Origin of the sequence: Neobacillus sp. PS3-12 (assembly GCF_030915385.1) — a bacterium.
In the GTDB taxonomy this organism is placed as follows: Bacteria; Bacillota; Bacilli; order Bacillales; family Cytobacillaceae; genus JAEVLT01.
The window spans coordinates 179,407-203,248 of sequence record NZ_CP133268.1 but is presented as its reverse complement, the minus strand read 5'-3'; the positions used below and the strand labels follow the sequence as shown (position 1 = coordinate 203,248).

The window sequence follows — 23,842 nt, the reverse complement described above, 5'->3', positions numbered from 1 at the left end:
TAAAAAGGCATGTATCAAAATCAATCATTATTGTTAAAATGATCCATGCAGGTTTATTTATTTATCCCGATTTGAAATTCTGATCCTTTAAAGGGAATCCCAGTTCACATTTTATTTGAAGAAGATAATCAATCAGAAGGAATGGGAAATTCCAAAAGTTTGATTATCAAAAGTTTATAGACATACTTAAACGAAGGTATAACAAGAAATCAGTTTATCATAAAAAAACAGTCAATAACTAATCGTTCTCTTTAAGTGAACATGCTTGCCCGTCAAGTCTTTTTTACAAGCAAAAGGACCAATCATTATTCTGATTGGTCCTAATATTTAATCCTGATAAGTTGTGTACCAAGCTGGTCTTTTGTCAGTTGTTTTACTTCCGTTATAGGCAAATGTAAATGGAATATGATATTCTCTTAATTCAGAAATGATAGGGGAAAGTTCTTCGCCGCCTATAAGCCATAGAGCTCCACCTTTATCCCGTTTATCAACCACTTCAAAACCATTGGCTATCAGGTACTTCTCTAATCCGTTTACTGGTGATAGGGTGTTAACTGATTCCAATTGTTCCGTCGTTTGAGTGTTTTCTTCTCTATGATTGTGATTAATATTTGCACTGGTTGTTTCATCCAGCCCAGCTGCAGCTTCATGGAAAGCTAAGAACATATCAGAAGGGGGAGCAGCTGTTTCTATTTCCATTTTAGATTCAACATTTTCTTTTCTAGAAGGCTTTTCTACCACATTATCTTGTATGGAAGTAGAATCTGTTTTTTTAACAAATGGTTCTGTTCTTGAAGAAATAGATTCCACAGGCTGAATTCCGTAATAATGGAGTGTGTCCCACAAGAAAGCAAGGGCTTTTTCGGGATTATAATAATAATCGCTGCCTCTAACTCTCCAGAATTTCCATCCGCAACGTTCAAGGATTCTTTGGCGGTTCATATCATAATCAAAGCGATCTGGACCATGCCATTGATCTCCATCACATTCAACAGCAATTTTTCCTTTTGACCCTTCCACGACAAGATCAATTCGATATCCGGCAACTTCAACCTGTGGAATAACACGGTATCCTCTGGAAGTGATTTGATCAAAGACTGCTTTTTCAAATTCACTTTCACATAATGCTCGATCAGACTCCAAAATTTCTTTTTCTGGGTTCTCACAATAGGAGATCAGTTGATACCTTAAGCAATCCTTATTGCGTATATCATTAATGGTTGGTGTATGGACTAGCCATAATTGATCCTTTGCACGGCTTACAGCAACATTGAATCTTCGTTTATCTTTCTCTGTTACCAATGCACGCATCACAGTTTGACCTGGTGCCGCAACAAGACTTAAAAACATTATATCCCGCTCGTCACCCTGAAAGGCATAAGCATCCCCGCATATAATATGGCGTTTTTCCATCTCTTCTGGTCCAATTTCTTCAATTAATAGTTTTTCAATTAATTGGGCTTGGCCTTCGGCTTGTAAACTAATTACTCCCATAGATTTTCCGTTGTACAGGGAATCTGTAATACATGCTTTTATTTGTGCAACAATTGCTTCAGCTTCGGGACGGTTAAATACCTTTGATCCCGCACCTTCACGATATCCATTTGGAACATGTATCGTTTTTACTGGATCCAATCGGTTAGGCGGATACTGCCTTAACGGAATTAGTGGTGTATTTGAATAACTGATACGGTTAGAAAACTGAATGATCTCTGGCATACACCTAAAATGTTCTCTAAGAGTAATTCTTCCGCCAAATAATACGTTGGCCAAATCGAAAAATGAGTTCTCAATATCCAGCATATCAGCCAGCTTGAAATCATATAAATACTGTTTCCGTAAATATTGAATATCTTCGCGGTTAATCCCTACATATTCTGGGCTAATTTGCTTATCATCTCCAACAACGATCAGTTTTTTGGCAATGTATTGCAAGATGACAGCATCTGGTCCCGACTGGCTGGCTTCGTCAATAATGACGACATCAAAAAGATTTGGTTTTACCTCAAATGTTTCAAATACCCGGTATAATGGCATAATCCACGCTGGGATGGCATCCCGACATTCAGCCATATGTTTTTGAGCATCCTGTAAATGAATATACGCATTCTTACCAGTGCCTTTTCCTACTTTTCTCATCGAAGTGGTCCAAGCTAATAAATGCTGCCGTTGTCCCTCTGTCATTGTTTCCAAAGTAGAATACCAAGCTTTTTGGGCACCTAATAGCGAAATGGACTTTTTGATTGAATTTTCAAGTTCGTCTAGTTCTTTTTCCAGCTTTGTTTCATTGGCTGAAGTAAACTGAGTGTACCAGGTAGTTACCTTTGCCCATTCAAATGCTTTTTCAAAATCACTAAATTTGTTTGCCCAATAGGTATAATCAAAGTCTGCTACGAGATTTGAATATAACCTTGGAAGCAATCTTTTTACTTTTTGCAATAACGCCTCACATCGGATACTTTTACGGCTGAATTCATCCAGCTTTAAAGTTGTCTCTCTAGCATAGACATAATTTTCTACATCACGACTTTGAATGGAGTTTGTTAAAACTTCCACAACAGGGTGGGCACCATCGGATCCAGATACCTTTTTGATATTTTCTATTAATTGGAACCATTCCAATTGAAGGGCATCTAATGATTCTTTTAAATTTACATATTCCAACTGGGAATTTAGATCAGTAATCGTTTCTTTGTTTAGTACATTTTGACTTATGAAATGAACATTTTGAAACTCCTGCTTGATCGTTTCCAATGATTGTTTGGATTGAAGGAGTAAGCTGAATGGCTCCAAAGTATTTTTAATATTTGCCAGACGTAATAAACGTGAGTTAACTGTCGTCATTTCTACTTTTAGTTGCTCGGTAATCATTTGTTCGATCATCTTTAACGTATGATCGGTATGAACTACTTCCTCTAATAAGGTGACTGACTCAAGTGACTCGCATTTACGTCCATCAACTCGGACTTCTTTTATGATATACCAGGCGTCTTTTACTAATTTTGGTCGAAGTCCTGGCATTCCCAGGCCTTTACCACTTTCAAAATGAGAACGCAGCAGTTTTGAATCTGAATGTAGTTGAGTAAAACTTACCTGTTCATGCCCTGTTATTTCAGTTAGGTTATGTTTGCTGGAAAGATTCTCGATATCTTGAAGATAAACATTAATCTGATTGAAAAATTCTTCCCAAGGTCTAAACTTTCCTTCTAAAAGATCTGATAAAGCAGTTGATATCCACGGTTCATTTTTTGCAGAAACTTTCAATAAATGGTTTGAAAGTTCATTTAGCAAGGATGAAAGATCGTTTCTCTTTTCAATGTCTAAAAGGAAAAATGGCTCCAATTGATCTTCACTTATATCTTGGTATTGATCAATGGCTACTAATAATTCTTGTTCACGATTTACCTTTTGTTTAAAATCAGTTTCACTCCATAAAAGGTCAGGTGACGGAAGAAATAACTGAATTTGTTCCTGAATATTATCGTTTAATTCATTAAGCAATTCCAATAGTTCTGACGCTTCATTACTTGAGAGTGGGGGAGCAGCATTCATTTCAACGGTATCTGTAAACCACTCATATTTTGCACGTTCAGCAGCAATCTTCATTGCGATCTTTTGTGCAGTCCCTTTATATGTCCCATTTAATAAATGATGTTCAAATGTTTCTTTCTCTCTTATTGATCGTAATTTTAGCCGTAATTCCGATTTTTTTTCATTATCTAGTTTTAATTTATTCGTGAGCTGCTTTATATTTTGTTCTGTTTTTTCTTTGTCCCACGTATCTCGGCGATTCGATATCGTCTGAACCACGCTTTCTAGGTCCTTAAATGACTGTGAATCAGCTCCTAATAAACTTACACACAAAGCTTGTAGTTCTTTTGGTATTTTGTTTTTTAAAACCTTCAGCGCTCTAGGCGTTTCACTTGTAATTAGAACTCTTCGTCCTGTAGCCAGAAGGTGAGAGGTAAGATTGGCAATCGTATGACTTTTTCCTGTACCTGGAGGTCCTTGAACCAAAACCCCATTTCTTGTTTCTAAATTTGTGATGATTTTTCTTTGCTCATCATTTGCATCAAGCGGAAAGAAGATGGTTTGGTCTTGATCATCCCAATGATTTTGGTTTTGTTCGGGACTTTTTTGCTCATTGTAATCATCTAGCTCTTCAAATATTCTCAGAATACCCTGAGGAATAGCTATTTCACCAATTTTCAAATTCTCGATAATGGTCGAACACGCTTGTTGGAAACCTTTTTCTGTCTTTTTTCTAAAAATTAGAGCAGGACTATAAGAAATAGTAGGTTCCTTCGATGCTTCTTTTTTGTTATCAAAAAAATCAGCTTGATAGTTACCATTAGCTGATAAAGAAAAAACAAACGATCTAAAAAGAGAATCTAGTAGTGACTTATTCCATAAATCAGATTGCAAATCTGCCACAACTTCTTTGATAGGAGTAAGAGCTTTCTGATCTAAACGGAAATCAAGCTCTAGCATATCCTGTTCAATTTCTGGTTTGATATCTTCTGTTGAGGGGACAACTCTTATAATTCCATTTGACGAATCAAATTGAAAAAGACATGAAACGGTTAGGACATGCCGATGGGCCAACTGACCATCAGATGTTTTCCAATTTAATAATCCGATTCCGATTACAAGCTCATATTGTTCTCCAAGTTTTTTTCGCTGTTGATATATGGAGAATAATTTCGTGTAAATCTCTTGAATTTTATCATATCGAATAAATTCCTCTTTCCATCGATTCCAATCATTTCTTATATAAGAATCAAAGATTGGTAAAATGTCAGGATGATCCATAAGGTAAAGGTATTTATTTCTTTCTTCCTCTTCAATATCATCAGAATTCCCGTCTTCATAGTCTGGATTTGGAATGTTATCTACTAATTGTATGACTGATTTCACATTATCAATTGGGGTAGCAGGGTCCAGCCAATCCAGTAATTCTTTAGGAGGAGTGGGAAATTGAGGCTTGATCGGTTTTTTTATTTCAATCCATGAATCCTTTATATTGTCATTTAAAGGAGAAATGCATTCCGGATTCTTTGGTATATCGTTTAAAAATAAAATATTTTCATATTGTTGTAAATCCCTAATTAATGGGGATCTTAACATGGAAAGTTCTTTTAAATAGGTAAAAAGTCTTTCCGATTTATCTTTATGGAGAGCAGTAACCTCCATTTTAATCATCCTCCATCATTTTACATAAATTTACAAAAATGCGTGTTACAACATAAAATTATATCATGGAATAGAGCGGAAGTTATAAGGGATTAATTACATTTGAAAATAATAGTTTTATATTGAAAATGGATGTTGTTTCGGAAGATCAACAGATATTATTTAATTGGACAAAGGATATTTGAATATAGGTTACATTATCAATTTGAATGAAAAGCAAAGAAACCCCAGTTGAATTAACGATGGGGTTTCTTTGAATATTACTTCAAGCTATCCCTTCTTCAGTACTCCTTTTTTAGCTAAATTAACAAGAATCCCTTTGTTTTTGTAACGGTTATAGCCGATTAAACGATTTAAATCTTTAAGTGTTAAGTCAGATGGCTCAGCAGCCAACACATATTCTCCATTTAATTTGGCAATGAGTGAGAGGGCATAATCAACCTGTTTTGCGGTTAATTTATTATCTTCTTGATTTTGTTCAATTTGGGTATTTTCTTTAATTGACGTTTCGATCGCTGCAGTATGTTCTTTCAACTTTGCATCTATTAGTGCTTCTACATCCTCATGGCTAATGGTTGGTACTTCTGATTGGGTTGGCTTTTGTTCTGGTTTAAATAATTTTTCAATTATTCCCTTAAGCAAAATAACCACCTCCTAATTTGTCTAGTAATTGTTATATGTATTCGAGAATTTCCTATAACTTTAATATTAAAAGAAAAGATGGAAAAAACAATACTTTTTGGAGAAAATTGTTAGTTTTATAGACCTATAATTTGTGATTAGTTAAGAAAATTGAACTATTTGTTGTATAATGGAGAAAAATGCAAAATTTGGAGTGGTTATATGGCGATTACTGTTCCCGAAACCATTCGATCCACTGCTACAACGGGTGAGCGGTTATTATTTCGGACATTAAAACTATTTTTACCGAATGATTATATTGTTTATTTCGAACCAGAAATTCAGGGCAAAAGACCTGATTTTGTGATTATTGGGCCTGATCTTGGAATTCTGGTACTAGAAGTAAAGGACTATACCAAAAAGACACTTTTTCAAATCAATCATGAAGAATGGCATATTATTACCACTTCAGGGGACCAAGCGATTATTAAAAGTCCTATGAAACAGGCTAGGGATAATATGTTTCATGTAGTGGATGTACTAAAGAAGGATAAAAACTTAATTCAATTAGATGGAAAATATAAATTCAATTTAAAATTCCCCTATGGGTTTGGTGTTGTTTTTACGAGAATGTTTGCAAAAGATTTTGTTGAAGAGGGACTTTACTCTGTCATTGAACCAAATCTTTGTTTAACGAGAGAAGAAATTGATCCCGATAAGGATGAATTCTCTGAAGAAATCCTTATGGAAAAGATTTTGAATATGTTTGTTGTTCCATTTCGATTAAGAGAACCACTTTCGATGGAAGACATTAATGCCATTCGCTATCATTTATTCCCAGAAGTCAGAATTAGCGCTGAATTCAAACCGCCTGTTCCTTATCAGGATCAACTGCTTTTATCCCTTCATGACATTAAAACAATGGATCTTCACCAGGAAAATCTGGCCAAACAAATAGGGGATAAAAATCGTTTGATTCGCGGTGTTGCAGGTAGCGGTAAGACGATTATTTTAGCCAGTCGGGCGAAGATGCTCTCCAAACAAAATCCCGATTGGAAGATTTTGATCCTTTGCTATAATATCTCGCTGGCAAATGCTATTCAGCAAATGATCTATCATATGCTGAATGAACCGGAAGATCTATTTGACTTTGATTTTTCGGGTGAGGGTGTAAATGAACCATTATCTTCTCAGAACATCGTCGTTCGTAATTTCCATGCATGGTTAAAAAATGATCTAAAAATAAGAGAGCAGCAACTTCCTGAAATTATTGAAAAGATTGAGCGAAAGGAAACAATTTTGCCCACTTATGATGCGGTTCTCATTGATGAAGGCCAAGATTTCGAAGCAGATTGGCTGAGACTTGTCAGCTTACTAATCAATGAAGAAACGCAATCTTTATTATTGGTCGAGGACAGGGCACAAACCATTTATAGGCGTAAACGGTCTTACATACAGGATACTGGATTGAGCTTTCAAGGAAGGTCAAAAGTTTTATCGATTAACTATCGAAACACGTCGCAAATTGTGAAGTTTGCTTGGGATTTTTACCGTGAGCATTCGATGTTTAAAAATAAAGTGGTGAATCGGAATCTAGATGGGGAGATCATTGCACCGCAAAGTACGAAGCGTAAAGGACCAGAACCAGGCGTCATCAAAGCTCCTAATTTTTTCGATGAAATGAGAATCGTGGCAAGGCAAATGAAGAAGCTGCATGTAGAACGAAAAGTTCCTTTAAATGAGATGCTGATTCTTTATCGGGTGAAACGGACACATAAATACCCGATTATTGATATTATTAAGCGGTCTTTAGCCGAGGAAGGTCTTCCTTATTACTGGATCACAGAAAGTGACACATCGAAACGATCATTTGAAAAGGAAGATGGGAAAATCAAAATCAGCACAATCGATAGCAGTAAAGGCTTGGACTTTCAAGCAGTTTTTATTGTTAATGCTGATTCTATGCCATTTCCTTTAGAGGAAGATCGGGAGCGGGAGGTATCACTTCTTTATATCGGAATGACAAGAGCGAAGGAGTATTTGTGTTTATCTTTTTCAGGGGAATCGGAGTTTACACAATATCTTGAAAAAATAGTAAACCAAAGGAATACAAAGATCCCTGCTAAAAGCCAAAATTTATAGTCTATTAATTTTTGGTGTAAGAACATAAATACCACTTTTAGCATATTCGGACCAATAAAGGATTAGGATGGTTCGGGTCCGTTCATGCACATCTTTATACAGATATAAGGGAGCGATGAAATGGAGACTGAAAGAAAAGACCTTGGTACATAACAAACTAGTCAGGGACCGCATCCCTGAAATAATCGAAAAAAACGGAAAACAGTATACTAGCAAAATATTAGACAACCAAGAATATCTGAAAGAATTATGGAAAAAAGTATACGAAGAATTGGATGAGTACATTCATTCAAAAAGCCAAGCAGAAACGATTGCCGAATTAGTTGATGTACTGGAGGTCATATATGCCCTTGCTGAATATCATGGCGTAACTATAGATGAGATCGAAGAGATTCGTAAACGGAAGGTTGAAGAAAAAGGGGGATTTAAACAAAAGGTCTATTTAATGGAGTTTGAGGTTTAATATTTAGGCTTTTTGGTTTAAAAAGTGGTTAAATAAACGAATGTTAAGTTTTAAGTAATATTCATTTTCCATTTTTAGTAGTTATCTACTGGAATTGAAAATATTTAAAAATAATTTTCAGGGAAACTTAACGGTAAATATTTTATGTAAACTAAGATTAGGATACAATGTTCATCATTAAAATTCACACATCAAATTAACTTCTTACACTATGTGCTAAAAACACAATAAGATTTAAATCTTTTTAAAGCAATTAATTGAACAGACGTTCTGCACAAACGTTTAGATCGTGAATGCTGGATTTGAACTTTGTGGTAATTTTTCTCAATTAAACGTTAATAAAGTCAAAAAAGCCAGTTAAATTAACATGCGTTCTGTTTATGAATATTTGGACTGTATAATCCAACCAGCCAAAATGAAACATGGTAAACAGTTGATCGAATTTTTTGAAAAAATTTGACATTTATGGTCGAATGGTGATATAAACACTTTAAGTGATTTTGGTATATAAGAGTACGACGGAAAAATAATAAAAATAAAATTTTACATAGGGGGGAAACGAACATGGAATATCAATGCAAAATTTTGGACTGTACGATTCGTGATGGAGGATTGGTTAATAATTGGGATTTCAGTGTTGAATTTGTTCAAGATTTGTATAATGGCCTGAGTGAAGCAGGCGTTGAATATATGGAGCTTGGTTATAAAAATTCCGCGAGACTTCTTAAGGCAACTGAGCCAAACCCATGGAGATTTCTTGATGATCACTTTCTAAAGGAAATTATCCCTGAGAAAAAGTATACGAAGCTTTCTGCTTTAGTTGATATTGGACGAGTTGACCCAAATGACATCCTTCCGCGTGAACAAAGTGTGTTAGATATGATTCGGGTGGCATGTTATGTCCGTGAAGTGGATAAAGGTTTAGAGCTTGTAAAAATGTTTCATGACTTGGGCTATGAGACAACCCTAAACATAATGGCTTTATCAAGTGCACCAGAGCACCAGCTAATCGAAGCATTTGAAATGGTGAAAAAAAGTCCTGTAGATGTTGTCTATATTGTTGACTCATTTGGAAGCTTAGATCCTGCGGATATCGAGCATCAGGTGAAAAAGTTCAAGGAGATGCTGCCTAATAAACAGCTTGGAATCCATACACATAACAACATGCAATTAGCATTCGCCAATACTTTAACAGCGCTGCGTAATGGAGTTACATTCCTGGATTCCTCTGTTTATGGCATGGGACGTGCAGCCGGTAATTGTAACACAGAACTCCTGGTAGGCTCCATTCCAAAACCAAGCTATGAGGTTAAGCCAGTTCTGGGGATCATCGAAAAACATATGCTGGAAATGCGTCAAAAGTGGGAGTGGGGATATATCATTCCTTACATGATTTCTGGTCTTCTTAATGAGCATCCTCGTGTTGCAATGGCATACCGTGAGAGTAATGATCGTGATAAGTTTGTAGATTTTTATGACAAGGTAACTTCGCCAGAAGCATCAAACCCTTCTACATTAAAATAAGTGACTTTTATGAAAAATCTAGTGTCAGTCATCTTTAATGGACAAAAGTCTAATTATGATGGCTGATATTTTTTTAACTTTATCATTCTTTGACCAGCGCTCAAATATATTATTATAGTATAATAATTAATTAAAACCAAGCGGCACCTTTTCACTTTTTATGAGAAAGAATCTCCATTTAATACAGAACATGAGGACTTTCACGCTCCACATGATAAAGAAAAAAATCAAAAAGGTTTTAGTTGCCCATTTAGCTTGTGAAAGTGAAAGATGATTGGTTGTTGAATTTTTTGTAAATATTCACTGAAATCGACAAAGATTTTTCAATGGATGATTTATAATGTAATTAGTGGCAATCTATTACTGTCCAGAAAGATTTTCCTACATTTAGTAAAAGGGAGATGTAATAGTGGATTTTTATGAAAAATTACCTAACGACTTTTTAGTTGCTTTTTACGATGAAATGATGAAAAACATTGAAAAAGGTTTATTAACAAAAAAGATGTATTATGAATTAGGGCTAATTATTTCAGTTGCCAGTCAAAGGGGAATTACTTTAGGACAACCATATGATTTTGAACAAATAGTGGATCAAAAGGAGTTGGATAATTTTATTGAAAACACTTATAAGTGTAACGATATAATCGATGATTCGCTCCATCTTTCTAACTAAGAAAATTCAATACCTGATCTATTCATTTCGAGTGGATGGAAGCCGTAGAAAGGTAGAGAAGGGGATCAAGGGATGGTTGGTAACATCTTTTTTACAAAGGATACAAAAAGAAATTGACATATCATATAAGGGATATATAATGATGATAATTCTAGATGAGAGGTGAAAAAGATGAGTACTATTTCTTTATCGAAAGAAAAACAACAAAGTGTTTTAGCGAAAGTATATGCCTATATGTTCATGGGGCTTTTGATAACTGCGTTAACTTCATACGAAGTATCACAAAACATAGCAGCACTTGAGTTAACAAGAAACACATTTTTCCTTATTGTGCTCTTTCAATTAGGGCTGGTTGTTGTATTTAGCTTTTTTATTACAAGAATTCATCCACTCATTGCTACTGGTTTGTTTATCATATATTCCATTTCTACGGGCGTTGTTCTTAGTCTAATTTTGCTCGCTTACACTCAATCAAGTGTTACCTCAGCATTTGTAACTACTGCTGGAGTTTTCGGGTTATCAAGCTTTTATGCACTAACAACGAAAAGGAATTTGAACAGCTGGGGTGGCTATCTGCTCATGGGTTTGATCGGGCTTATCCTTTCATCTGTGGTAAATTTCTTCATTGGAAGCGGTCCGATGGATTTTGTGATTAGTATCATTGGTGTTGTTTTATTCATTGGGCTAACGGCATATGATACGCAAAAAATAACAACAAACAGAGTCTATGCAACTTATCCAGTACTTGGTGCATTTATTTTGTATCTCGACTTTATTAATATGTTTCTGTATATTCTCCGGTTGTTTGGTTCAAGAAAATAGAAATCAAAGGCTATCTGATTCAGATAGCCTTTTTACTGCTTTTTACATTAGCCGAGGGTCTCGATTGTTTCTGGCATTAAGATAATGTAGGTTTTGGCAGTATGTTTATTATTCATTTTGAATCATTACTTAATGCAAATTTGTATAAACGCTTATATTTATGTATATATGTCAAGTGGGCTTATTGTATTAACCGATTAACAGCCAAGTATAAATAGGGCTTTTTTTACCTTTGTCGTCGATGTACTTGTGATAATCGCAGCAATCGGCATAATAACAAATGTTACGGGATAGTCCGGTCGATAAGCAGCGAGTATTTAATAATATAATATAAAAATTTCAAAATGAATTCGATTAACAAAAAAATTAACAACATCTTAACTGTATTTCTTATTTAAACGAACATAAAATACATATATATTTATTTGAAATAGGGGCACTGGAAGTAATGGAAATCAAAAAAGAAGATGGAAGGCGATTTGAGAGAAGATTTTATAAAATTCATATATAGGCTTAATCCTGAGGAAACTCAGGAACGGAGGAACCAATTTTTCTGGGGTTAATTCTACAAGTTGTAGAAGGGATGAGATGCTCTTTCGCCATCCTACCCGTCAGCTAACTTCGTCGGCTAAAGCGAAGGAGGTCAGAAGACCGCCTGATCAGGGGGCTTTTTTGTTTAGTAAGCAAAAAGGTAGCTTGAGCATTTTAAGTAGGTCTTTTTATTATGCCTATTTTGAGGAAAAGGGAATATGGGAGACAGAAATGATAGTCGAGAGAGACCATGTTTAACCATGACTGAATAGTTGTTGGCTTTTTTAAATTTATTTTGGGGAAAATAAATTTTGGATAATTTTCCTGATTCTTTGCCATAGTATTGCTTTTTGGGAGGAAGTTTTATGAGTCAAACTTCTTATCAGCATATCAAATATGCATGTCTTGATTTAGATGAAACTTCTCCAATCTATTTTGGATTAAAAAAAGATTGTTTGGATATGCATGCAATGAAATATAGAGTTTTTGGTGCAGTTTGGAAATCGATGGATGGGAAAAAAATTATTTTAAATTATTGGTTTGGAGACAGCGAAGACGAAATTCAATTTGATGTAAAAAATGCTGGATATTTTGAGTTCAAACTTTCAAACCTTGAAGATATAAAAGAAGTATATCAATCCATTCGATTAGAACAAGAGCTTCAAAATTGGTTTGAAAGAAGAAAGTTGCCTATATTAACGATATGGAAAAGACCATGGAAGGATTTAAGGAAAGGATGGTACGTTTTAAAATCAACCAACGATTTCCCTATGGTGTTAACTTGTATACAAAAAAAACAATTCTCAATTTGGGTGGAGCACTTACAGGTATGTGAAACTGAAGAGGATATTACGACATTTTTGAATTTGGTAAATACAGAGCATAGCATAAAATTAATAACCGAAATGAAAGGATAGGCTAGTTTTTATAATTGTGTTTTCATTTTTTATTAGAAAGGAATAAATAATGTGACTCATCCAGCTCAAGTTATTGAATACTTACTAGCAATAATAGCCTTAATGGGTATTTGGTTTTCGATTTCAAATTTTAACAGTTTAAAGCGTTTATTAATCGGAAGACCAATGAGAACGGCTGAACTGCACGCTCAGCACAATAAATTACTTTGGTATATTGCTCTGCCAATTCTTTCTGCGGACCTGTATTCATCCGTTGCGTACGGCCCAGAGGCGGGAATAACGGAACTTGCGAAGTTTGGGAATGAAGCAAAGTGGTATATCATCCCTATTACCATCTCTACGATTGTATTATTGGCAATTCTGATTCTTTCCTACATTATGGGTGTTCTAGCCTATCCAAATGGGGGCGGAGCATATGCCATTGCAAAGGATAACTTTAAACAACGTTGGATTTCTTTAATTGCATCAAGTTCATTGCTTGTCGATTATATCTTAACGGTGGCAGTTTCTGTATCCGCCGCGGTACAGGCGGTTGCCTCGGCATATCCGACCGTTACACCTTATGAAACGGTTCTTGCTGTTCTCTGTGTCTTTCTCTTATTAGTGGTGAATCTTCGGGGCGTTGCTGAATCCGCGAAAATCCTTGCTTGGCCAACATTTGGGTTCATGGCATGTATGTTATTACTCGTTTTTACTGGTTTTTTTAACGAGACCAAGCATGGTTTTGTTCAACCTAGCACACCATCGTTTGAAACGATCCCAAAGGGAATGACCCTATTACTTATATTAAAAGCATTCAGTTCTGCTTGCTCTGCATTAACGGGAATTGAAACCATTTCAAATGCCGTTCCTGTTTTTAGAGAACCGAGACAAAAAAATGCGATTAAGACTTATGTTGCATTAGGAACTATTACAGCAGTGACCCTTTTAGGATTTGCCTATCATTTATATGTAAGGGGCATTAGTCCAGATCCTAATAATACCATGTTATCTCAATTAACCGGGTATTATTTCGGACATAACATTATATATCAATTAATCATCTGGTTTACATTTATCGTCCTCATTCTTGCAGCCAATTCAACGTTTACGGGATTTTCCCAATTAGCTGCCATCGTTGCAGCCGATGGATTCTTGCCTCGTGGATTGACGAACAGAGGTGACCGTTTGGGATACTCTAATGGCATTATTGTACTTGCAGGTATTGCGAGTCTTTTGATCATCGCCTTTCGTGCTCAAACCAATGCCTTAATTCCGTTATACGCAATCGGGGTTTTCTTATCCTTTACAGTTGCTCAATTTGGTTTAATCAAACGTTGGAAACGCGTAAAAGGATCAAATTGGAAAATTAAATTTATTATTAATACAGTGGGGGGAATAATCACTAGTGTTGTTGCGGTAATTTTTGGAGTCACAAAATTTACAGGGGGAGCATGGGTTGTTTTAATCGTAATCCCTCTAATTATTTTCTTTTCATTGGCTATTCATCGTCATTACCAAGACATTGCTGATGAGTTAAAGATTGATCTTCAATTGTTAAAACCTGAAGCAAATAGGGTGATCACCATTGTTCTTGTTTCTGGTTTGCATCGAGTTGTTCATAATACCTTGTCTTTTGCAATGGGTGTAAGCCAGGCTGATTTAATAGCTGTTTATGTAGGGTTTGATGATGAATCGATTAGAAAGATGGAGCAAAAATGGGAAGAATGGGGAAACCCATGCAGATTGGTAACGCTGAAGAGTAAATATAGGTCCGTGTTAGAACCTTTATCAAGATTAATTCATTTAATTGAGGAAAAAGATTTGAATGCCCCAATCCAAGTTATTATCCCTCAATTTATTCCGAAAAAGTGGTGGCATAATTTGCTGCACAATCAAACTGCTCTATTACTTCGACTATGGTTAATGAGACATAAAGATGTTGTTATTACTACAGTACCTTATCATTTAAAGAAATAAATCACATAGGTATGGGAATTTTCCCATGCCTTTTATAATTAGTTTGTCTTGCGTTTTGCTACTTCTCAGTAGGGAGAGTACGAGCGTATTTCTTAATAAACATGGATTTGGAATAACCCCGTAGTTTTTTAAACCCAAATATGGCTATAAGATCGTGAATGATTACACTTAAACAAACGGGTGCTTTAAAACAATAAAGAATAAAATTAAAGAGCCTAAAATATGCAAGTTTTTATTCACGGCTTGCGAATTTTGGCTCTTGTTATATTCAAAAAAGATGCTGCCATTTATAGCATTTTATAATTGCCAAATACAGTATCGATTTGGTTCACACCTGTGTCATTATGTTTTACTCATTGATTCTTTGTGTTCAGAGTTGATAATGATTCGATCATTTATGAATCGAAAAAGAGGAGGCAGTAGAATAAGGATCGTCATTAATCTAAGCGATTGAACCGCTAAAACAAAAGTAGAGTCGGCATGAAGAGCAATAGCGGTAGTTGTCATTTCAGCTACTCCTCCGGGTGCAAAGGCTAAAATACATGTTACTAGTGGTATATGAGTGATCTTTGAAATTCCTACTGAAAGTAAACTTAAAAGTATAACAAGGCTTGATGTACTGATTAAACTAACAAAGAAAGTTTGCCCTAGTTCTTTAAACATTTTCATACCTACACGGGAGCCAATGCTTGATCCGATTAAAATTTGCGCCAATATGATAAGATTATGAGACCAAAGAGCCTTAACCCCATCCTTGAAAACAAGTGTGACGATAAATTGAATACATGTTACTCCTAGCATGCTTCCGATTAGCCACGGGGCAGGCATTTTTATTTTCTTTCCTATCAACGCACCCCCACACGCCCCTATAATTAAAACACACGTCCAAAACGAACTGAATAGCGAATAACTTTGGTGATTAATGTGATCGATTTTTCCAGAATGGGAAGGCAGAACCCCAACAATAAAGGGAAGGATACCAACAACTAGTAAAATACGAAGTGTTTGGATGAACGTAACAACCAAAGCATTTGCCCCTACTTCATCTGCAATTGCAGGCATTGCAGATATTCCACCAGGAGTACTACCGAATAGGCAAGTCATCATACTTGCAGAGCTAAAGCGCCATAACAAAATTCCAGACAAAATAGAAATCGCTATGGTGGATAGTAAAGCAATAACGATTACTATAAAATGATCTTCAAAAGTATCTAGAATCGACACTTTAAAGTTTTGTCCCAATTCAATTCCTAAAATGGTTTGCCCAAGTTGCCGCCAAAAAGGATGGATTCGCTTTTCTTCTTCAAGCTTAAGCCATTTTGCTCCGATGGTGCATAACAACCATGCAAAGATTAAACTTCCAAGCAACCAAGAGATTGGTGATCCGATGAAAGAAAAAATAAACCCTCCCAACATACTAAGCAATATCAAAAAAATATTAAGATGTAATTTATAAATCTTTTCCATAATAGGTACGTTAAGTCTCCTTTTTTGGTGAAATATAGTTTTGCAAATCACACAAATTTCGTGAGTTAAAAATGGTGAACTACACCTTAAAATATAGTAGACGATTAAAAGTAAGTAGGCTGTGTGACCTAAATTCATTCCAACTATCATTTCCAATTACGTGTTACCACTGAATTGCTAAAGTATGCAGGACTTTTGTGTCAACTACCTCCAAAGTTATTTACTTCTATTTTTCTTTTTAAACATGATAGAAAACGTAAAATCCAAGGAAGAGATGCCTTCATATTTCGTGCTAAGAGCAAATAAGAATGTTTTATAGTTACGGAAGAATATTGCGAATCCCTCCCATAAGGTAACCGTTCAACCAAAACGGAAAAATTATATAGTTGTTGAGGAAGGTGAATGTCATGAATATTGGACGGAAACTGGCTAACCTCGTAACGGGTATGATGACTTGACTGGCGAACAGTGACTGTCACTGTTCGCCTTTGAAAAAAACTGCATTCTCGGACAAAGTTAGCATAATAATCGTGGTTAAGTAGCCACAGACATAAAAGTTCACTCACTGGCATATTTTGAGTGAGTACTCAATCAAAAAAAGCAGAGGTGAATGTATGACAAATGAGGAAGGCTGTCCATGTTTAAAATTGGACTTTCAAAGCATTCAATCTTCTTTAATCGAAATAAAAAATGAACTTGGTCATGAAATGAACTTTAGTCAAAAACATTGGGACATTATCGAGGCAGCCATTCGGGTGTTTTCTGAAAAGGGGTACACAGCAGGTCGAACCAGTGAAATAGCTAAAGCAGCAGGTGTTTCGGAAGGAACCATCTTCAATTATTTTAAAACGAAGAACGACTTGCTGCAGGCACTATTACTTCCGTTTTTTCAATTTGTCATTCGGCCTTTCATTCTTAAGGGTACCGAGGCGTTCCTTTCCTCACGACCAGAGGTTCCTGTAGAGGATGGACTTACTAAGCTTGCCCTGGATCGAGTGAAACTTATTGAAGAGCATGGGGGCTTGGTAAAGACCATGGTTGCAGAAACGATGTTTCAACCTCAGTTGTATGAATCCATTCGAGACAAGATTCTTCCTGGTGTCGTACAGGCGAATCGAGAAATTATCGATTCCGAGATTGAAAACGGAACTTTTCGTAAAGTGGATAGTCTGGCGGCAATGAAGGTCTTTATAGGTATGATATTCGCCCATAGGACGATCAAGCAGATGTGCCCAGAAACTCGGGATTCACAGGATGATGAACAGGAAATTCGACGGATGATTGATATTTTTCTTCATGGAGTAGGTAATCCGGAGTAATGAAATAGGATAGATTCATAGGTTGAGTTGAGTGAGTACTCAATTAAATGTTCCGTGTAACTTAATATATTTTAATGGAGTGTGAGTAGAACATGGAACAATCAGCGGGCCCAGTATATGAAATAGACCGGATTAAGTCCCCGGGTTTACAGATGACCATCCTTATTCTTGGCGTGTTTATGGCCATTTTGGACACGAGTGTAGTGAATGTTGCAATTCCCAAAATGGAGACAGCCCTGAACGCAAGTATCGATCGAATCCAATGGGTTGTTACAGGATATATGCTCGTCCTTGGAATGTTGGTTCCGATTTCCGGATGGTTAACGGATAAATTTGGAGGGAAAAAGCTCTTCCTTTTTGCCTTAACCACATTCACCATTGGGTCGGCACTCTGCGGGATTGCTTGGAACCTTGAATCCATCATCATCTTTCGCATCATTCAAGCAATTGGCGGGGCGTTAATGCAGCCGGTTGCGATGACGATGATTTTCCGTATTTACCCTCCCGAACGGCGGGGAACCGTTATGGGCGTCTTTGGCATTGCCATGATGGCCGCTCCAGCTTTTGGCCCTGCACTAAGTGGATATTTAGTAGAATATTGGTCGTGGAGGTATATTTTCTATCTTAATGTACCAATTGGGATAGTCGCCATCATTCTTGGAGCTCTTATGATGCACGAATTTCCATATGAGTCAAAAGGTAAGTTTGATATTTTAGGTTTTTTCTTCTCGGTGGTCGGCTTTGGATGCCTATTGTATGGGTTCAACGAGGTACCCTCCAACGGGTGGAGTTCAGGATGGGTAGAGTCTTTTCTCACTATAGGCGTCTTGTGTTTGATTATTTTGGTGATTGTTGAGCTAAAAGTGAAACATCCAATGATTCAATTAAGGGTGTTCAAAAACTATCAATTTAATATGAGTCTCCTCCTCATTTCGGTTGTGAGTATTTCCATGTTTGTGGGCATTTTCTTTCTTCCCCTCTATCTTCAAGATATCCGAGGATTTTCGGCAGTAAGGACGGGACTTTTCATGACGCCTGCTGCGCTTGCATCTGCTGTCATTATGCCAATCAGCGGCCGCTTATTTGACAAAATCGGAGCACGGCCACTTGGTATTGCCGGATTAGTGGTTGTTACTGTAGCCACGCTGGGATTTACAAATTTGGGGGTGGATACAAGCGCAAACACGATCCAGTGGTTATACATTCTACGTAGTGCAGGTGTGTCGATGGCGATGATGCCGCTTATGACAGCCGGTATGAACTCCGTCCCGTTTGAGTTGACGAGTCAAGGTACGGCGATGAATAACACCGTACGCCAGGTTGCGGCCTCATTGGGAACAGCCCTCCTTACTACCTATATGACTACTCAGGCAAAAATTACCGCTGCCCAAATGTCATGGCAGGTAACTCCCACTTCACAGTCAGGCCAATTTTTGCTGAAAATGCAGCATCTCATGCAGGCTTCCGGCATGGGAGTATCTAGAGCAAAACAGGCTGCTCTTACCATGATGAATGGGTTCATTCAACAAAAGGCATTCGTATCCGGGATGAATGATTCCTTTATGGTGGCCTCCTTTTTAACAGCGTTCGGGGTTATTATGGTCTTCTTTTATAGAAGAAATAAACATCGTGAAGAGGCAACACTGGAAAAAACGCAAGAAGCAGTACAGGATTAGCCGCCAATAGCTGCTAAACTTCATTCATGTGAAAAAGCGGGAGGGACAAAAGTTGATGAATACCAGGAAGTTAATAGTCATTAATATGATTGTGATTATCATTGTGGCCGCTGTCGGATTTGCAGGTTACTATTTTTATAACCAATCATCCCTTTACTTAGAAACAGACAACGCACAGGTTAGTGGACAAAATATCAGCATCGCAGCCCCAGCGGCAGGTAAGCTGGTTTCCTGGAGCGGTACGGTTGGAACAAAATTTAATTCAGGAGATTCTGTTGGTCAAATTGAAGTACAAAATGGAAATACCACTCAATCTATACTTATATCCATCCCGCAAAATGGAACCATCGTACAAAACGATGCAACGACGGACCAATTTGTTGCACCGGGTACGCCGCTGGCTGATGCCTATAACATGAACAACCTATTTGTTACAGCGAACATCGATGAAACAAAGATTCAGGACGTAAAGGTTGGAGATATTGTTGACGTTTACGTGGACGCATTTCCAGGAACCACTTTGAATGGAAGTGTCAAATCAATTGGGCTGGCCACTGCCTCAACCTTTTCTTTGCTGCCTTCATCCAATACAACTGCTAATTTTACGAAAGTGACACAAGTAATCCCGGTAATGATTAAATTGAATGATTATCCAGGAGGACTAGTCCCTGGAATGAACGTAAGAATTCGTATACACAAATAATGATAGAAAAGCCATAAAATCCAAAAGAAAAAGAGTGCTGGCTTGTTTTAAAAACATTTTTTGCGGAAAAATAAAATAATAAATGACAAAAGTGAAGGAGTATTTGTGTTTATCTAACTCGAGGGAATCGGAGTTTACGAAATACCTTGGAAAGATGATTGGACAAAGGAATGTGATAATCCCTGCTAAAAGCCAAAGTATATAGCTTTGGCTTTTTTTAAAGGATTTGTTCCATAAGTTCATAGAAAATTTAATGGATTTTTAATGGAAATTTAATTAAACAAGTTTAATAGTGTGATATTTTGTTAAAGTTAGAAAAATTGATAAAAAGGAGAACATTAAATTGAAAAAGAAAATAACTCTATTAATTACTGCTTCTATTTTGAGTATCGTCATGTTAAGTGCATGCAGCAGTAATTCAAGCCAGACGAATCAATCATCTACGGCAAAAGTTGCTACAAAGAAAGACGAAACTTCAAATAGTACATCATCTAAATCAAAAACAGATTCAAACAATACAACAGCAGCTAAGACTGCAAATGCTTCTGCAGCCCCTGCTGCTGGCGTAGTTGAGATTAATGTGAACGCAAAGGATTTTGAATATGATAAAAAGGTAATTACTGTGAAAAAGGGAGATAAAGTAAAGATCACACTACATAGTGATGATGGTGGTCATGGTTTGGCCATTCCTGCTTACAATGTAAATATCCAAGGGAATGGCAGTACAGAATTTACTGCCGATAAAGCTGGAACATTTGAATTTTTCTGTTCTGTTATGTGTGGATCAGGTCATTCAAATATGACTGGAAAGCTAATTGTTCAATAGAGGATAAGGAGGCTGACTTAAGAGTGTCAATAATTAATGACCTTTTGAGTCAGCTTTTTCTTTACTTTGTCATTATTACATTTAACTTTTCCTCCTTCATAGTCCAGATGAAGGACTTTTTCAAGAATTTAGATTTATCTAAATGGCAGGGCTCAGAACCTGAGGGGGGCACTCAAAGGCACGAAAATGATAGTGCTTTTGGGCTTTTTGAATGGGTATGAAGCCATTCGTTACTCCAGAGATCGGAGGAACTGCTGTGGTCGAGATCTTAACTAATTGATGAGGACTGCTCAGTTTTATTTTAAAAAACTGTGGAGACTGAAGGAAGCGATGCCTTCATATTTCGTGGTGAGTGCAAATAAGAATGTTTTATAGGTTAAGGAAGAATATTTGATTGATTATTGTAGCGGATGGGACGAATTATATTGTAGTCGAGGAAGGTGAATGTCATGAATATTGGCCGAAAACTTGCTAACCTCGTAACGGGTATGATGACTCAAGATGAAAATACGAAAATTTATGGGACTGAGGAATTACAGGAGGGATTAGCCGACTTAGCAGGAGACGCGGCTGCTGAAGGGATTGTATTACTGAAAAATGACAGCGGTACTCTGCCACTTATGGGAGACACAACCGTTTCGGTGTTTGGGCGGGTTCAACTCGATTATTTTTCTGTGGGATATGGGTCCGGTGGCGATGTTAAACCACCTTATATTATAAATTTAATGGAAGGCTTAAGGGAAAATCCAAACATACAGATCAACGAACAATTGGCCGTTATTTATGAAACCTGGTGCCGTAAAAACAAAGCAAATCACGGCTCCTGGGGTAATTGGCCTAGATACCATCGGGAAATGCCGATAACGGAGAATGTTGTGATGCAGGCTGCTGCAGCTTCCAATGCAGCAATTGTCGTCATTGGCCGAGGAGCAGGCGAGGACCGGGAGAATGTGCTGGAAAAGGGCAGCTATTATTTGTCTGATCAAGAAATGAATCTGCTGGAAAAGGTTACAGCTGTTTTTAAAAAGGTGATCGTTCTGCTCAATTTTGGGACTATTATCGACATGTCGTGGGTGGAACAATTTGGTGATCGAATTAAGGCCATTCTGTGCGTATGGCAAGGCGGTATGGAGAGCGGCCGCGCCGTGGCAAAAATTCTTTTCGGCCTTGCTACGCCTTCAGGAAAACTGACCGCTACCATTGCAAACCGATACGAGGACTATCCCAGTTCTAAAAACTTTGGCAATAAAAAGTTTAACAACTATGTGGAGGATATTTTTGTCGGTTACCGTTACTTTGAGACTTTTGCCAAGACTTCAGTAAAATATCCTTTTGGTTATGGTTTAAGCTATACGACATTTAAAATTGTCACACGGAGTGTGGAGGAAAAAGGCGGACAGATTTTTGTAAACGTGACGGTAAAGAATACCGGAGATCAATATTCAGGCAAGGAAGTCGTGCAGGTATACTACGGTGCCCCCCAGGGAGTTCTGGGGAAGGCAGTAAAATCATTGGCAACATTTGCAAAAACTAAACTTTTGCAGCCCGGTAGGAGCGAAACGTTGACGCTGGCTTTTAATGTGGCACAAATGGCCTCCTACGATGATGGTGGAAAGACGGGTTACAAATCTGCTTGGGTCCTCGAAGCCGGAGACTATCCGATCTATGTGGGCAATCATGTCCAAACAGCAAATGTTCAGGGCACATATACTCAGTCGACCCTAAAGGTGATCGAGCAGTTTTCGGAAGCTGCAGCCGTAAAGCCGGAACATAGCTTTGAACGCATGGTGGCCAAGACAGGCAAAGCAGGACGGATCACTTTGGCATATGAATCGGTTCCGATCGTGACAACGGACTTAAAGGATACGGTTCAGTCTCGACTGCCGCAGCCCGTTGCCCAAACGGGAGACAAGGGGTATAAGTTAATAGAGGTTAAAAAAGGTACTGTGACAATGGCTGAATTTATTGCTCAGCTGTCCCTGGATGAACTGGAGGGTCTATGTCGAGGAGACTATACCATGAACAGTCCGTTAGGAACACCAGGTAATGCTGCCGTGTTCGGCGGGGTGTTACCATCACTAAGAGACAAAGGTATCGTGCCCATTACCACGTCTGATGGACCTTCTGGTATCCGTTTGAGTGCATATGCATCTCTGCTGCCTATTGGCAGCAATCTCGCTTGTTCATGGAACGAAGATTTGGTTGAACGTTTGCATCAAATGCTCGGACAGGAAATGCTGAAAAAAGGATCGGATGTATTATTGTCACCTGGCATGAATATTCAAAGAGACCCTCTTTGTGGACGGAACTTTGAGTATTTCTCTGAAGATCCATTGTTAACAGGACGTATGGCTTCAGCCGTTGTCAGGGGGATCCAATCCCAAGGTGTTTCGGCCTGTCCCAAGCATTTTGCCTGCAACAATCAAGAAACAAATCGTACTTTGCATGATTCCCGAGTATCGGAGCGTGCCCTTAGAGAGATCTATTTAAAGTGCTTTGAAATCTGTGTAAAAGAAGCAAAACCGCAAAACATCATGACCTCTTATAATAAAATCAACGGGGTGTGGGGCCATTATCATTTTGAACTCAGCACCATTATTTTAAGGGAGGAATGGGGGTACAAAGGTAATGTCATGACAGATTGGTGGATTCAATCTTCAAAGGATCCAAACTTCCCAAAATTGCGGGATAATGCCTATCGAGTTCGAGCACAGGTTGATGTTCTGATGCCTGGGGGGAAAAGAAAGATGTTCAGAAAAAGAAGGAAGGATCCATCGCTGTTGAAGTCCTATGCTAAACCAGAAGGGATCACCCTAGGGGAATTGCAGCGTTGTGCTGCTAATGTATTGCGTTTCGTATTAATTAGCGCTCCATTCGCTAAAGTAAATGGGCTTCCTTATTATGGAGGTGAACTTGAAAAAAACAAAGAATAAACTGATTGAAGCGGATTATTTTGTTATATCAATTAATCATTAGGAAATTAACAACATTTTTGATTTATTCCTT

General features: G+C 37.4%; 15 protein-coding genes and 1 riboswitch. Of the genes, 12 read left to right on the top strand and 3 right to left on the bottom strand.

All coding sequences use genetic code 11. From position 1 onward, the window contains the following. Positions 1-327: 327 nt before the first annotated feature. Together RCG17_RS01070 and RCG17_RS01065 are read right to left on the bottom strand one after the other, a co-directional pair. The gene (locus RCG17_RS01070; RefSeq protein WP_308173457.1) at positions 328-5,193 is read right to left on the bottom strand and encodes an AAA domain-containing protein; all 4,866 of its coding nucleotides are present in this window, start codon (positions 5,191-5,193) and stop codon (positions 328-330) included. A gap of 270 nt (positions 5,194-5,463) precedes the next feature. After that, positions 5,464-5,835, bottom strand: a complete 372-nt coding sequence (locus RCG17_RS01065; protein WP_374120887.1) for an ABC transporter ATP-binding protein — start codon at positions 5,833-5,835, stop codon at positions 5,464-5,466. Between the two features lie 201 nt (positions 5,836-6,036). Here RCG17_RS01065 and RCG17_RS01060 point away from each other — a divergent pair, with 201 nt between their 5' ends. From RCG17_RS01060 to RCG17_RS01030, 7 genes are all read left to right on the top strand, one after another. Continuing rightward, a complete protein-coding gene (locus RCG17_RS01060; protein WP_308173455.1) occupies positions 6,037-7,956 on the top strand; it encodes a 3'-5' exonuclease in 1,920 nt (639 codons plus the stop codon). A gap of 115 nt (positions 7,957-8,071) precedes the next feature. Continuing rightward, positions 8,072-8,419: a pyrophosphohydrolase domain-containing protein gene (locus tag RCG17_RS01055; RefSeq protein ID WP_308173454.1), complete on the top strand. Its 348-nt coding sequence runs from the start codon at positions 8,072-8,074 to the stop codon at positions 8,417-8,419. Positions 8,420-8,983: 564 nt separating this feature from the next. Beyond that, positions 8,984-9,943 (top strand): aldolase catalytic domain-containing protein, encoded by a 960-nt coding sequence (locus RCG17_RS01050; protein WP_308173453.1) that lies wholly within the window; start codon positions 8,984-8,986, stop codon positions 9,941-9,943. Positions 9,944-10,352: 409 nt separating this feature from the next. After that, positions 10,353-10,616 (top strand): hypothetical protein, encoded by a 264-nt coding sequence (locus RCG17_RS01045; RefSeq protein ID WP_308173452.1) that lies wholly within the window; start codon positions 10,353-10,355, stop codon positions 10,614-10,616. Positions 10,617-10,787: 171 nt separating this feature from the next. Continuing rightward, positions 10,788-11,438: a Bax inhibitor-1/YccA family protein gene (locus RCG17_RS01040; protein WP_308173451.1), complete on the top strand. Its 651-nt coding sequence runs from the start codon at positions 10,788-10,790 to the stop codon at positions 11,436-11,438. Between the two features lie 500 nt (positions 11,439-11,938). Beyond that, positions 11,939-12,083, top strand: a riboswitch (cyclic di-AMP (ydaO/yuaA leader). A 251-nt stretch (positions 12,084-12,334) separates the two neighbouring features. Further along, on the top strand, positions 12,335-12,886 hold the full coding sequence (locus RCG17_RS01035; RefSeq protein ID WP_308173450.1) for a hypothetical protein: 552 nt from the start codon (positions 12,335-12,337) through the stop codon (positions 12,884-12,886). 102 nt (positions 12,887-12,988) lie between these two features. Further along, entirely contained in the window at positions 12,989-14,845 is a 1,857-nt protein-coding gene (locus RCG17_RS01030; RefSeq protein WP_308175741.1) for an APC family permease, read from the top strand. 342 nt (positions 14,846-15,187) lie between these two features. Here RCG17_RS01030 and RCG17_RS01025 read toward each other — a convergent pair whose 3' ends face one another. After that, on the bottom strand, positions 15,188-16,312 hold the full coding sequence (locus RCG17_RS01025) for an AbrB family transcriptional regulator (protein WP_308173449.1): 1,125 nt from the start codon (positions 16,310-16,312) through the stop codon (positions 15,188-15,190). Between the two features lie 614 nt (positions 16,313-16,926). Here RCG17_RS01025 and RCG17_RS01020 point away from each other — a divergent pair. The 5 genes from RCG17_RS01020 (at position 16,927) to RCG17_RS01000 (ending at position 23,769) form a co-directional block, all read left to right on the top strand. Continuing rightward, positions 16,927-17,631 (top strand): TetR/AcrR family transcriptional regulator, encoded by a 705-nt coding sequence (locus RCG17_RS01020; RefSeq protein ID WP_308173448.1) that lies wholly within the window; start codon positions 16,927-16,929, stop codon positions 17,629-17,631. 92 nt (positions 17,632-17,723) lie between these two features. Then, positions 17,724-19,307 (top strand): DHA2 family efflux MFS transporter permease subunit, encoded by a 1,584-nt coding sequence (locus tag RCG17_RS01015; protein WP_308173447.1) that lies wholly within the window; start codon positions 17,724-17,726, stop codon positions 19,305-19,307. A 55-nt stretch (positions 19,308-19,362) separates the two neighbouring features. Then, complete coding sequence (locus tag RCG17_RS01010) at positions 19,363-20,010, top strand: HlyD family secretion protein (RefSeq protein ID WP_308175740.1); 648 nt, start codon at positions 19,363-19,365, stop codon at positions 20,008-20,010. Positions 20,011-20,353: 343 nt separating this feature from the next. Beyond that, positions 20,354-20,836 carry a cupredoxin domain-containing protein gene (locus RCG17_RS01005; RefSeq protein ID WP_308173446.1) on the top strand — a complete coding sequence of 161 codons (483 nt, stop codon included), beginning with the start codon at positions 20,354-20,356 and terminating at the stop codon, positions 20,834-20,836. Positions 20,837-21,285: 449 nt separating this feature from the next. Beyond that, the gene (locus tag RCG17_RS01000) at positions 21,286-23,769 is read left to right on the top strand and encodes a glycoside hydrolase family 3 protein (protein ID WP_308173445.1); all 2,484 of its coding nucleotides are present in this window, start codon (positions 21,286-21,288) and stop codon (positions 23,767-23,769) included. The last annotated feature ends 73 nt before the right edge of the window (positions 23,770-23,842 follow it).